14 protein-coding genes and 1 pseudogene are annotated in these 12744 nt (G+C 55.9%); 6 read left to right on the plus strand and 9 right to left on the minus strand.

Translation table 11 applies throughout. The annotated features are described in order from the left end of the window. Positions 1-13: 13 nt before the first annotated feature. Positions 14-889: pseudogene (locus tag THS5294_RS11070) on the plus strand (IS3 family transposase); the annotation flags it as partial. Here the strand turns inward: THS5294_RS11070 and THS5294_RS11075 are convergent. From THS5294_RS11075 to THS5294_RS11105, 7 genes are all read right to left on the minus strand, one after another. Continuing rightward, complete coding sequence (locus tag THS5294_RS11075; RefSeq protein ID WP_058123816.1) at positions 839-1141, minus strand: hypothetical protein; 303 nt, start codon at positions 1139-1141, stop codon at positions 839-841. The pseudogene THS5294_RS11070 and the gene THS5294_RS11075 sit on opposite strands and share 51 nt — an antisense overlap. A gap of 89 nt (positions 1142-1230) precedes the next feature. Further along, complete coding sequence (locus THS5294_RS11080) at positions 1231-1437, minus strand: hypothetical protein (RefSeq protein WP_058123817.1); 207 nt, start codon at positions 1435-1437, stop codon at positions 1231-1233. A gap of 42 nt (positions 1438-1479) precedes the next feature. Beyond that, a complete protein-coding gene (locus tag THS5294_RS11085) occupies positions 1480-1806 on the minus strand; it encodes a hypothetical protein (RefSeq protein ID WP_058123818.1) in 327 nt (108 codons plus the stop codon). Between the two features lie 227 nt (positions 1807-2033). Beyond that, positions 2034-4178: an AAA family ATPase gene (locus THS5294_RS18085; RefSeq protein WP_082645008.1), complete on the minus strand. Its 2145-nt coding sequence runs from the start codon at positions 4176-4178 to the stop codon at positions 2034-2036. 94 nt (positions 4179-4272) lie between these two features. Continuing rightward, on the minus strand, positions 4273-4467 hold the full coding sequence (locus THS5294_RS11095) for a helix-turn-helix transcriptional regulator (protein WP_058123819.1): 195 nt from the start codon (positions 4465-4467) through the stop codon (positions 4273-4275). 90 nt (positions 4468-4557) lie between these two features. Continuing rightward, a complete protein-coding gene (locus tag THS5294_RS11100) occupies positions 4558-4989 on the minus strand; it encodes a hypothetical protein (RefSeq protein ID WP_058123820.1) in 432 nt (143 codons plus the stop codon). After that, a complete protein-coding gene (locus THS5294_RS11105) occupies positions 4986-6236 on the minus strand; it encodes a tyrosine-type recombinase/integrase (RefSeq protein ID WP_233486469.1) in 1251 nt (416 codons plus the stop codon). The genes THS5294_RS11100 and THS5294_RS11105 overlap by 4 nt, the downstream gene beginning before the upstream one ends. A gap of 556 nt (positions 6237-6792) precedes the next feature. Between THS5294_RS11105 and THS5294_RS11110 the strand changes: the two genes are divergently transcribed. Both THS5294_RS11110 and THS5294_RS11115 read left to right on the plus strand, forming a co-directional pair. Next, complete coding sequence (locus tag THS5294_RS11110; RefSeq protein WP_306434228.1) at positions 6793-7320, plus strand: CIA30 family protein; 528 nt, start codon at positions 6793-6795, stop codon at positions 7318-7320. A 9-nt stretch (positions 7321-7329) separates the two neighbouring features. Then, positions 7330-7539, plus strand: coding sequence for a TIGR03643 family protein (locus THS5294_RS11115; RefSeq protein WP_058123823.1), 210 nt, complete (start codon positions 7330-7332; stop codon positions 7537-7539). A gap of 57 nt (positions 7540-7596) precedes the next feature. Here THS5294_RS11115 and THS5294_RS11120 read toward each other — a convergent pair whose 3' ends face one another. Continuing rightward, complete coding sequence (locus THS5294_RS11120; protein ID WP_058123824.1) at positions 7597-8838, minus strand: FAD-binding domain-containing protein; 1242 nt, start codon at positions 8836-8838, stop codon at positions 7597-7599. Positions 8839-9032: 194 nt separating this feature from the next. Here THS5294_RS11120 and THS5294_RS11125 point away from each other — a divergent pair, with 194 nt between their 5' ends. Next, complete coding sequence (locus THS5294_RS11125) at positions 9033-9350, plus strand: hypothetical protein (RefSeq protein WP_058123825.1); 318 nt, start codon at positions 9033-9035, stop codon at positions 9348-9350. A gap of 23 nt (positions 9351-9373) precedes the next feature. On the opposite strand, the gene THS5294_RS11130 is transcribed toward THS5294_RS11125, so the two are convergent. Then, positions 9374-10699, minus strand: coding sequence for a Y-family DNA polymerase (locus THS5294_RS11130; protein ID WP_058123826.1), 1326 nt, complete (start codon positions 10697-10699; stop codon positions 9374-9376). Positions 10700-10847: 148 nt separating this feature from the next. Here THS5294_RS11130 and THS5294_RS11135 point away from each other — a divergent pair, with 148 nt between their 5' ends. Then, complete coding sequence (locus tag THS5294_RS11135) at positions 10848-11240, plus strand: dihydroneopterin aldolase (protein ID WP_058123827.1); 393 nt, start codon at positions 10848-10850, stop codon at positions 11238-11240. 48 nt (positions 11241-11288) lie between these two features. Next, a complete protein-coding gene (locus tag THS5294_RS11140) occupies positions 11289-12722 on the plus strand; it encodes a DUF6880 family protein (protein ID WP_058123828.1) in 1434 nt (477 codons plus the stop codon). Positions 12723-12744 lie beyond the last annotated feature (22 nt).

Genomic DNA, 12744 nt, shown 5'->3' on the forward strand with positions numbered 1-12744 from the left:
AGGCGACCGCGGACTTCGCGGGTCTAAAGCAATGAGATTTAGATTCATCGAAGAACACAGGTGCAGCTTTCCAGCCAACCGCCTGTGTGATGTCGTCGGCGTTAGCACACGCGGGCTACGCGCATTCCGCAGCCGCCCTGCCAGTCGCAGGCAGAGGTCTGATCTGGTCACGCTGGCGCATATCAAGAAACAGTCACGTCTAAGTCTTGGCAGCTACGGCAGGCCACGGATGACGGAAGAGCTGAAAGAGATTGGCTTAGATGTCGGTCACCGTCGTGTCGGCCGTTTGATGCGTCAGAACGGCATATCGGTGGTCAGAACACGTAAATACAAGGTCACAACCGACAGTGATCACAAGTTTAACATTGCACCGAACCTGCTGGATCGTGACTTCAACGCAGATGCGCCAAACCAAAAGTGGGCAGGCGATATCAGTTACATTTGGACACGTGAGGGATGGTTGTACCTAGCGGTCATCTTGGACCTGCATTCCAGGCGCGTGATCGGCTGGGCCGTAAGCAATCGAATGAAGCGCGATCTGGCGATCAGGGCATTGAACATGGCCATCGCGTTCCGGCAACCGCCCAAGGACTGCATCCACCACACCAATCGTGGGTCGCAATATTGGTCGCATGACTATCAGAAGATCCTGCGCCAGCATGGCTTCAGGGCCTCCATGAGCGGTAAAGGTAATGGTTATGACAATGCAGCCGTTGAGACGTTCTTCAAAACCATCAAGGCAGAGCTGATCTGGCGGCGGTCATGGGCAACCAGGCGGCAAGCTGAGATGGCAATCTTCGAATACATCAATGGCTTCTACAATCCGCGGCGGCGGCACTCAGCACTGGGCTGGAAAAGCCCGGTCGCCTTCGAACGGAAAGTGGCCTAAACGAGCACTTGGGGCGGCACAAATACGTGACAGCTCCTTGGCAAGACGCGCCCGTTCCTCCTGCAAGTCAAGATCGCCAACCTTGGCGCGACCAGCAGCAATCTCTCGAACGTGGGTGATGTATTGGTTGGGCGCAACATCAAGATCGTATTTCCCACGCCCTTTTGCCTCAATAACGCCTTTTTTGATCAGTTCGTTCGCATTTTTATGCGACATCCCCAAATGCTCGGCAAGTTCCAGAACTGTCGCCATATCAATCTCCGTGATGTTAGACGACCTTATCATAACTTTTTGTGACTAGGAAACGTAAGTGCCTCACGCGTACCCGCATTGGGTGCCTCTCAGGAGGACCCGCTCTCTTGGGCCTCTTGGTCCGCCAGTTCGTCAATCGCCTGCGCCTCGCTGCGTAGGTGCGCGGCTGTCAGACGCAGCTTTGTGATGTAGTTTTCGACATCCTTTGCGACGTTCCCAGTCGCCCATCGATCAAGGACCCCCTCCACGGCTCGCTCCACTTCCCTGCGGACTCGTGTTTCTGTGCTGCTTGTCATAATTTTCTCCGTTTCAGCGGCGCTGCATAGGCAACCCCTTTGTCAGCGCTTGTCTTCAGTGAACATGTAGGTTGGCCCACAAGCGGTGCTCTTTGCGTATGGGCAAGGCAAAATGTGGACACACCGACTGCAATACTTTGCGTCATGTGCCTCGCGCTTTGCTTTTTTTTCATCATCGGTCTCATCACCCGCAGCTTCCATAAAACGGATCATATTCCGCATGTGAATGATGCGCACTGGCTCATGCTTGCGGATGAAATCAATGTCTTGCCAGCGATCCTCCATTAGCTTGCTTGCTGGCTCAGGGCCTATTCTGCGCATTGTATTTAAAATTTCATTGGCCAAAGTGTTGGCTTGGTCGGTGCTCATTTTGTGTCTTCTTTCCAGTAGGTAAGTTGATCCTCCACCAGCCACCGGGTTTCCGGCCAGCTAGCGCCAAATGGCTGTTCTTTAGGTTGTGAGCGCCCTAAAGGGCGCTTCCAACCCAACGGGGTATAAGGGGGGTGGAAGAACAGGGGGTTGGAAGGAGGTTGGAACACCCTTTGTCATCGGGCTGGAACACGGTTGGAATTGGGGGTGGAAGGGGGTTGGAAGCCTCATTCTGCCACCATAAGAAATTGTCGCCGCTTCGACGGTGGCCCGGCTTCAGTGATCTTTACCTTGTCCGATGCAAGCAAATTTTCCATAGCCTGCCGAAATGCACGTTTGGTCACCCCCTCTGCTTCCGGGTGCTCTGCAAACACTGCGGGCGCGTAGGTACGCCCCCCTGAATGGTTTACCCTGCGCCCTTGTTCTTGGGCATGCCGTAAAAATGTCAGGAACAGCCTCTCGGCTTTGGCCGATGCCGCCACGCGGTCTAGCCCAGTGACTGGTGCATCCGCTACAAAAACACCGGCCTGCCACTTCAGCGTTATCTCAGCGCCTGTGCGGGCATAGTTAGATTTCATTGTTCGGATGACCCGCGCGTCCGGGTTCTGCTCATATCCGTCTTGCACAACCCGGCTGAGGTATAGGCGGCTGCGAACGGAATTGTTCCAGCCGGTTGAGCCACTGGTGCCTGTGCCAGAGGCCATGCCCGCCACAGATGGGTGCGCCAGCATAATCACGGCGCAACGGTGATTAATAGCTAGGCCACGCAGCATCCCAATAAATTGCCGCGCCTGCGCCCGATCATTCTCGTTGCCGGGGAAGTAGTCGGCTAAGGTGTCGAGCACCAATAAGTCAGGGCAGCCATCCAGAAGTAGTTGGTTGATTGCCTCCAACAGAGGGGTCGCTTGCAGCGTGCCGCCCTTGGCAACGGTAGCGAGCAAAGCATCCTCGCCTGCAAGGCTGCGAAGCGTTAGATCGCCGAGATCAGCGAGCGTTGCATTCTCTGCCCGTGTGATATCGGCAAGGCGACGGTGTAGCTCTGCTTTGTCATCTTCTGCGGATAGATAAACGGCTTTGCCATGTCGGACGGCGAGGCCCAGCCACGGGCGCTGCAAGGTAGTGCTGACGGCGAGTTGCAGTGCGCAAAGACTCTTGCCAGTACCGCCATCGCCGCTGAGCAACGTCACGGTATTGGCCGGGATCAGGTCGTGCACATGCCAAACACGCTCTGGCACCGGCTGCCCCTCCAGATCGCAGGCGCGGAAAATGCCAGATTGGAAACGGTTGATCTGCTCGGCAAACTTATCAGGTCCTTCGGAACGCACTTCGTTTGCCGTGTCTTTACTCTTGTCCTGCGCTGAAGACGCGACGGTCTTATGCTTGGTGGCGATAGCTGAAAGATTAGCGCCGTTTGCTTCGGCCATCTTGCATACACTATTCCAAACGTTGCCTTTACTCGGCTTGAAGGTGCGCCACTTCTGAGCCACTTCGCCAGTTCGGTACTTTCCAGACTTGGACGACCAGTCTTCGGCGATACTCAGCATGTGGTCGCCTTTTTCATGCAACGCCCCGAGAACCTTTATCCATGTGTGATAGTCATCAGTATCGATCCAAGAAATGATCTCCAATGCCTCTTCGGGCGTAGTCTCTGTGGCCGCGTGGTAGCCACTACCTGTGTCGACATAAATGCCAGCGGCTGAAGGGTCCCGAATGGCAGTTGTAGCGTGCCCAGAGAGGGTCTGCTGCTCCCTCTCCTGTCCGTATGTGGCCGACACCCATTCGAGGAAGTTGGCAACCTCTGCAGAGCTGAGGGCGGGCAGTGCGTCGCAAGTCCCGAGAAACACATCAAGCGGGTTGAGTTTGTTGTTCGCGGCGCCCCAACGATATGGCTTTCCTGTCTCCGGATGGGTGCCGAACGCCACAAACTGTTGGCCTTTCGACAGGATCTCAACCTTTTCATCCTTCGGTTTGCCATCTTTGCTCACAGGGGCCATCCCAGTCGGGATTTTAGCACTTTTTGCCACCGGGACGTTTAGCTCGCTATATCGGAAAAGGTACCCTGTCTTTGGCGCTTGTCCCGTGCGCTGCATCCAGTTGCAGTCCGACGCAGTAAAGCGGCGCAGCCATTCAAAGCTGATCGCCTCTGCGATGTCTGGGCAATAAACGTCGATGTCACAAAACGCGACACCGCTATCACCGCAACGGATGCCGATGTTTGCGTTTGTTGCAAAGTCTGTGGGTTGGAAGGTTCGATGCTGCCAATTGGCGATGCGCGGACCTTTCTGCCCGTGTGGAATCGGAATAGGCGCGTAGCCGTTATCAATTAGACGCGCGGCCATCTCGGCGGCGGTCTGTGAAGGTTGATTTTGCATTTGGGCCTCAAGGGTTTGCCCAAAGCGCAAAGCGGTGCTAGTTTGTTGGTCTCAACCCGACTAACTCCCGTCCGCGCTTGTAGCGGGCGTTTTTTTATTTGGGTGTGCGGTTTTCGTCGGCTGCGTTCAGGCCAGCAACATCCCAGCGGCTCATCCGTCCAGAAAATTGAACGGGTGCCGGGATCTGGCCGCGTTTGACCATGCGGTAAACTGTGACGCGACCGCATCCGTAACGTGCGGCGACTTGCTCGGCGTTTAGCCAGCGTTGTGGGGATGTTGTGTCAGACATAGCAATACTCCATTTGCTTCTGACACTGGAATGAACACATGTATGAGCGTTGGATCTAAGGACAAAAATGATATTTGTCCTAAAGGATCTTTAGGTGTCCTGCGCTCTCAGCTCATCGTAAAGTTTCCCAAATTCTGGTTCTTTATCCTCAAGGGCCAATTTATAATGCCTTTGAATAACCTTATCGACCTTATCGAATGACACCCCGTGGTAATCGGCGATCGACTGCTTTGACTCCATAACGCCTAAGCCGTCACGTAAGTTTCTGTAGTGACCCCAAAAAAACCATCCTCGTTCTGTATCGAGTGTCTGCTTTTTGTCTTCGTTTTGCTGAAACTTATCAAACTCACGCAAGATTGAGATCAGCTCATCCCAAATCTCTTTGGTCATGAAGAAGTCAGCGTCTGACGCCATCATATCAGCGAGCAACGCGGTGTTTCTGTAGCCATTTTTTTTGCTAATTTTGTACAGATTCCAGAGTACCAAAAGCTCTTGGTATGTCGCGCTATCAGGGTTACTCATGCCTTCACCCCCGTCACAAAATCATACAGTCGCGCTGCTAGCTCTGCCCGTTCAGCTGAAGTGTCACCGCGACGGTAGGCAGCGTCGAGCCCCCGCAAGCTATGGTCACAAAAGGCATCGGCGATATGGTCAGGCACCGGTGGCGTCGCAGCCCTACACCAACCCTTGATCGCGTTCCTAAAGCCGTGCGCTGTCAGATCTGGATCAAACCGCTTCAGCGTCTTTCGGATCGCATTGGGCGTTATCGGACCTGTCGTTGTCGGACTTTCAAACACATACTGTTTGTCAGGGTCGGTTCGGAGGGCTTTCAGTCTCTCCAGAAGCGCCTCAGGCAAGCGTAGGGCGTATTCCCTGCCAGACTTCATCCGGCCCGGAGTGCTGCGGTCCGTACGTGCCGGTACGGTCCACACACCGCTTGCGTCGTTGATGTGTGCCCATTCAGCGTGGACGATGACACCGATCCTGTGTCCTGTCGTCATTGCCGTCAGGATCGCCAGCTTTGCTGTGTCGCTTGCATCTGTTGTGGCCAACCACTGCCAAAGCTCAGGCATCCGATCAGGTGCCAAGGTGCCGTGGTGTTTGACCTCGCGTCGCGCCACTGCATCAGAAAAGGCCGATTTACGGGGCGTTGGATCTGCCTCAATAAGCTCTTTGTTTGCAGCCCGTTCAAAAACAGCCTGAATGTGTCCTAATGCGTGCCCAGCCGTCACTGGCTTGTCACGGAACAAAGGCTCCAAAAGTGCAAATATCTCACGCCGCCTAATGTCAGTGATCGGTCGATCCCCTAAAACGGGCTTAATGTGGTGCAGGTGGATTGCTTCAGGGCGGCGACGGCTTGGGCCCTCCTGCAGCTTGAGTTTGCGGCCCTCGTACCATTCACTCCAAAGCTCATGATAGGTGGGCGCGTTCGTCGCCCCCGTGCAGGCTAAGCCTGCTAGCACCTCACCCCTTACTACCGCCTCAAGCTCCGTTGCCGTGTTTGCATTGGCAAACCCTCGGCGCAGCGCCTCCACACCAAAGCCTTCCCGTGCAAGTCGCTTGGCCACCGTGGATAGTTCGCGCGCCAATGCAAGCGATGTGTCTGGATAGTCACCCAGCTTGATCCACGTCTTAGCCCGAAAGTAAAAAGCCTTGGCTCCGGATCGCCAGCCACGAACATATAAGCCGGTTCGACCACCTGTGCCTATCGCCTCACCATCCTTCGCCGGCTTCCATTTACGAATTGCCAGATCTGTTGCTAGTGTCATCATGCCCTCTGCGGATACACTCTGGATACACAAAGTGTATGACATTTACAGAATCAGCGAGCAACACTTAGATACACAAATACATATTATCTATTTATTTACAGTGGTTTATTGTGGATTTTAGCTGTAGAAACAATTTGGGTATTACTCCCTCAGTCTCCGCCATATTTACTGGTAGTTTTGCGCATATTAACGATAACGGCTTTAGAGGTTTTCGACTTTGGTCGTTAATGGCACTGACTGGCTATTGATGCAATTTTATGGCGGCCGCGCTCCATCCGTCAGGCGCAGACAAGCTCTATAGGGGTTGGCCGCTGGTCATCCGGTGATCCTGACATTTACCACCTATCGCAAAATTAGGACGGACGAGCGCAGAGGGCGTTCTGCTCTAACCGCAGCAGCAAAGCGTTCTTTTACTTCGTCTCTTATCCAAGATCGTTCATACGATAAACAAATGGACTGATCGGTTGCGCCTTTCGATTTCAGCGAATGCGTACCCAAACCAATTGATCCACACGACTTTGATAATGACAGTCAGAATAAGAGGAGCGCCGCTTTGCATCACGCAAAGACGACCTACCTATCTCATATGGAAGAGAGCATCGAAACACAGCGCCTGATCCCAGCATGGGAATACGTTGCGGACACCGTGATGGGTGGCAGGTCTACCGGTGATATTAGGGATGAGGTCTATCAGGGGCGCTCGGCCAACGTGCTGTGCGGGGACGTTTCGCTCGATAACAATGGTGGGTTCGTGCAGATCGCTGCGGATCTAAACGCGGACGGCAGTATCTATGACGCCAGCGATTGGGACGGGTTTGAATTGACCACCTGCGGGAACGACGCACCTTATGATTTCCGCCTGCGCACGGATGCTTTGCGCCGTCCTTGGCAATCCTTTCGGACCGATTTTATCGCGCCCAGCACATGGCAGACCGTGCGCCTCCCCTTTGACCAGATGATCCCGCACAAAACAGATGCGGCATTTGACCCTGCCCGTCTGCGCCGCATTGGCATCCTTGCGATCGGTCGCGCAATGCGTGCCGAAATCGCAGTTGCCGCCGTGCACCTGTATCGCAGCTAGGCTGATAAAATGAACGACCCCCTTCTCGACGCTCACCGCAGTGAAATTATCGAAATGGCGCTTTCGGACCACGTGAGCTTTGCCGATATTCAGCGTGAGTATGGATTGGCCGAAAAACAGGTCAAAGCGCTTATGCGAGAGAGCCTCAAGCCCGGCAGTTACCGCGCGTGGCGCAAACGGGTGCGCGACTTTGGCGACCGCCGCGCGGTCTATAAATAGCTTAGCAACACTTGCGCCCGGATGCGTTTCAAAACCGCTCCGCGATCAACATTATCGCTACAGTGAAAACCCAAGAGACGCCAAAACCTTGGGCACAGCCTTTTTCATCGCGAAAAAGCCCTTGGTGGCATGCGGCCAAGCCAAAGTGTCGAAATCACGACGAACGGGTATCAACCGGATACCGGCAACATCTAAATCCCCCTGCGCGTTGTTCAGGGCCGTCGCGACAGGCCCGACGGTCGCGTACCCCGTGACAACTGTCTTGGTGTTGTGGGCTGCACAGGCCTCAATAATGGCCTCAGCCCACCTCTTGTGACCAATGATGGGGTTGTCACCACAGGCATCCCGCATCGCCTTGGTCGCAAAGTGATGCGCAACTTCACCTAGGGCGAGCGGTGATCTGCCTTCTGTCGTGAGCGCGCCTATGGTGGCGATTGGCGCATGCGGCAACGCATGAGCGATCTGCATATCGTCCTCTGTCACCAACAACAAAAAGTCCCTGGGAACGTCGCCCACACCCACAGCGGCAGGGAGCGGTTTGCGCAAATGCTCGGCTGGGTCCTCAATGGCCTCTACGTTTGTCAGCAACTGATGTGTGGGGCAAAACCGACCATGTGTGAACTTTGAAATATTCGACACCCGCGCGATGTACGGACGACCCTTTGTTTGTATTCCCGCGACCCACCGCCATGCCAACGTGTTTGAGGCAGGATCGCCATCCATCAAATGTCGCAAGAAGAAATCCGCGCCCAATTCCCACGGCAACTTCAGGGTGAAAATCCAGATTGAAGCAAACCACATTCGCGCATGGTTATGCAGATATCCAGCTGTCACCAGTTCCTCCGCCCACGTGTCGAAACACGTGATACCGGTTTCACCAGCACAGGCTTGGGCATATTGCGCGGCCAGACGGCGGTCTTTTCCCACGCTTTTAAGCTGCCGGCGCAGCCCCGCCTGATAGGCCGGCCAAACGGTTGGGTGGTGCTCCAGCCAGCCCTTAAAATAAGTCCGCCAAAACACCTCATGGACAAAGCTTTCCGCTTTTTCAAAGCCATGGGTGCGGAGCGTAATGTCCAGAACCTCGCGCTCGGCGATCAACCGATGCCGGATCCACGGAGAAAGAGCGGATACATTGGCACGATGCGCAGGGCCAAGATCGTAGTTGCGACACCGGCCATAGAGATCACCCGAACGATCCGCAAAGGCCGCAAGCCGCGCCAGCCCCGCCGCGCGGGTTGGTGTGAAATCAGGGCGTTCGGTCTGCATTGCCAGATCAGCGATGAGGTCTTTGGTTTTCATGACGTGATGCTCTGAGTGTGATTGCGCAGGTCGGCGGGGCAGAATGGATATCGAGCCTAGATAAAGGGATCAGCTCGCTTGGTGCGCCCTGACGTAGCAGCGAACACCCAAGCGTCGAGGCCTTCTGCCTGCGACAATCACGCGATTGCCGCCGGCTCATGCGCGCTAACTCTCCCATCAACAAAGAGGCGGAAATGACAGAAACCAAACCCAAGACAGCAGACCTCGTGTCGCGCTATAGCGTCCTGACCAAAGAGACGATGCCACAGCTCGCGCGCACCAGCCACACACACTGGCCCGTGCGCAACGACCACTGCTTTCAGCGCATCGTCCTAGACGCTGTTTGTGGCGGTGTCTGGTACGACCATGTGGCACGCCCTGCGTACAAACATCTAAGGCATGAACAGGCCGTACACGCCGTCGCTCTGTGCGAGGATATTATTGCGGGGGAAGCGGATCTTGCTGCGTTGAATGCGCAATCCTTGGTGTGGCGCGGCAAGCGGCGTCCTTAAGTGAAGGCCGGGACATACGCGCCCTAGAACGTGCAAAAATGCGTGTCCTCGTCCGCGCCGGTGGCGTTTTCAAAATCCGCGGCCTCTGGAATGCGGCCAAAGGCAATTTTGCCGCCTACATATCCCCCTGGCACCGTTTCATGAGCCCCAAGCGACAGCGCTTTGCCCCCAAACCGCGCCCGCACCTGATCCATTGTATCGCTTATGGTTTCCCAACGGGCACGGTCGCTTGCATCGTTTGACATCATATCAAACAAATCGCCCGTAATATCCGCGTCGCCGTCTAACCCGTGCAACACCACCGAAACGGCATGAGGGGTAAAGGTCAGATGCCTCCGCGCCTCTGCCAAACCTTGCCCAAGGGTTCGGACAAAACTGCGGTCATCGCGGGACGGTTGGAACTGACTTTCCCAGTTCCACCGAAGCGCCTCGGCGCTTTTGGTGCGGGTGGATCGTAGGCGTTGACTGCGCAAAGACAGCGATAGGCGTGATGCGCGCAGATCAGCCCGACGCAACCGGCGCGCGGCCCCCGCTAGCAACTGGCGCGCGCAATCCTCGACCTTATCCGGCGTGCGCCAATCGGAGGGCAATACGCGGCTATGACCAAACATCCGCTTGCGGGTGGCCGCGCGGGGCGCGTGGGTGCCATGCAATTCATGCCAGAGCCGCTCTCCCTCTACGTTGCCCCAAATCGCGCGGGCCTGTTTGGGCGCAAGGGCCCAAAGACCGTTAAAGTCATGCACCCCAGCCGCAGCCAGCCGTGTCATCATCCCCTCCCCAAGGCCCGGCAATTTACCAAGCTTGAGGTCCGCAAGTTGGGCGGGCAGCATCGCGGGATCCAACACAAGCGTGCCATTCGGCTTATGCCTTTCTGCGGCGATTTTCGCCAACAACTCCGTCGGGGCCATCCCGATTGAGCAGGTCAAAACGGGGCTGAATTCACGGGCCAATGCCGTCTTGATCCGTTTGGCCAAAACCAAACACTGCCGCCCCTCGCTGGGCAGCAAGGCGCACACGACCTCATCAATGGATCTGACGTGCTGGATCGGCACGACCGTTTCAATCACCGCCAATATCCGCTTGTGCAGGCGCACGTAAACATCGGGCCGGGCCACAACGAAAGTCATGTCAGGGAGTATCGCCCGCGCCTCACGCGCAGGCATATTGTTTTTCACGCCTAACGCCTTGGCCTCACGACTGACAGCGATGCACCCGGTATGGGCGGAATCGAGCGCCACCACCCCAATCGGCTTGCCCCGCAAATCCGGGTTAAAGTACTGCTCAGCGGAGGCGAAAAAGCTGTCAAAATCCAGATATAGCCGCTCCGGCAGGTGGGGATTGTCGGACATGCTCACCCTCCTTTCGGGCGTTTCTTGGATGCGGATGTCAGAAAGTAATACCGGATGTGCCCGGGAACAGGGCCAACAGGTTGCCAGCCCCCTGATTGCCGCTATCTGCTGACCTCTGCAAGGGCCGCAGTGGGGAGCATAACCAGACATGACAGCCACAAGCACAATCGAATTGCGCGACATGATCCTGCCGACGGACATTGGGACCTATGGACCCGATGAACCTGTGCCCGATCATCACCTTTTGGATCTGACGCTTTCGGTTGCCCCGGCACGCGTTCTGATCCCCAATGATGAAATGGACCATGTGTTTGACTATGATCCGTTGATCGCTGCCGTTCAGACCCTTGCCAAGACAGGCCACCGCGAAACCCAAGAATGGCTGATCACCCAAATTGCCCAGCTTTGCGCTACATTTGACGACATCCAAGGCGTAGACATTTGCCTGCGCAAATTCCCAGTTGCCCACGCGAGCGGCACATTGGGCGTGCGCCTGACCCTGCAACAGGACGATCTGACCGCCCTGCGCGACCCGCAATAACCGCGAAAGTCGGTTGCAAAGCCCCCTCCTGAAAGCCCATCTTTTCCTATGTCCAAAAAGACCCTGAATGCGGCCAACCTTGCGGCCCTCGGCGCCGAGCGCTTGGCTGATCTTCTGATCGAAGTCAGCACCGGAAGCGCCGATATCAAACGGCGGCTACGGATGGAGTTGAGCCATAACCTTGGCCCGGAAGAGTTGGCCCATGACGTGCGCAAACGATTGGTCTCGCTTCGCAAATCCAAAAGCTATGTCAGTTGGCGCAAGCGCAAAGCACTTGTGACCGATCTAAACACACAGATCGCTATGATCGTGGACAAAATCGCGCCGGAAGATCCCAGCACGGCGTTTGAGTTGTTGTGGCAGTTCATGGAACTTGCACCATCGATCTATGCGCGCGCGGATGATCGTCGCGGCGATATAGAAGACGTGTTTCAAGCCGCCCTCCAGCATTTTGAAAACATCGGCCCCCGCGCTCAGATGGATCGCGCAGCCTTAGCTGAGCGTGTGTGGTCCGCGGTATCGGACAACGCGCATGGTGAGTGGAACGATATCATCGGGCTCTTGGCCGAAACGTTGGGCACGGACGGGCTTGATGCGCTTAAACAACAGGTGCAGCAATACCGCGATGCGCCCGGCTCCGATACGGGCTCGGATCACGAGGCTTTTGAATTCTTGCGCTCCCTCAGAGGGGATCGAGACTACCGTGCCGAGCGACGCCTAGCCTTGGTGCGCAAGTGCCTGCAAGAGATTGCCGAGGTCAGCGGCGATACAAATGCCTATATTGCCCAGTTCACGCCCGATGACCTGCAACGCAAATCTGTCGCGGCCGAGGTCGCAATGTTGAAGGTATCAGAGGGGCAAGCCGAAGACGCGCTCACCATTTTAGAAAACGCCGAGCGGTCTCGTGGCACCTATGGCCAAGACGCATGGGATAGCGCGTATATCGACACCCTGTTGGCGCTGGACCGCACCCAAGACGCACAAGCACATCGCTGGACCTGCTTCGAGGCTAACTTGAACGCATCGCACCTGCGTGCCTTTCTCAAAGTTTTGCCAGATTTTGACGACGTCGAGGCCGAGGACCGCGCGCGTGCGCACGTTTTGACCTATCCAAATTTGGCGGCAGCCTTGCACTTTTGCCTCACGTGGCCTGACCTATTGACCGCATCTCAGTTGGTGATGGCACGGGCGGATCAGCTTGACGGTGAGGACTATGAGTTCCTGAACGGAGCCGCGGATGCCTTGCGCGCGCAATACCCTCTGGCCGCCATTCTGCTGCTTCGTGCGATGATCGACTTTGCCCTGTGTTCAGGTCGCACGTCGCGGTACGGACACGCGATCAACCATTTGCGCGACTGTGAGGCGCTTAGCCTTGAGATCCTCGACTACGGTGATGTGCAAACGCACTCTGACTATCGCAAAGCGCTGCAAACGATGCATGCAGGCAAATCAACATTTTGGGCGCGGATGGAAAACAGGTGACGCCCACGCCGATTTGGCCGAA

Source organism: Thalassobacter stenotrophicus, assembly GCF_001458315.1.
Taxonomy (GTDB): domain Bacteria; phylum Pseudomonadota; class Alphaproteobacteria; order Rhodobacterales; family Rhodobacteraceae; genus Thalassobacter; species Thalassobacter stenotrophicus.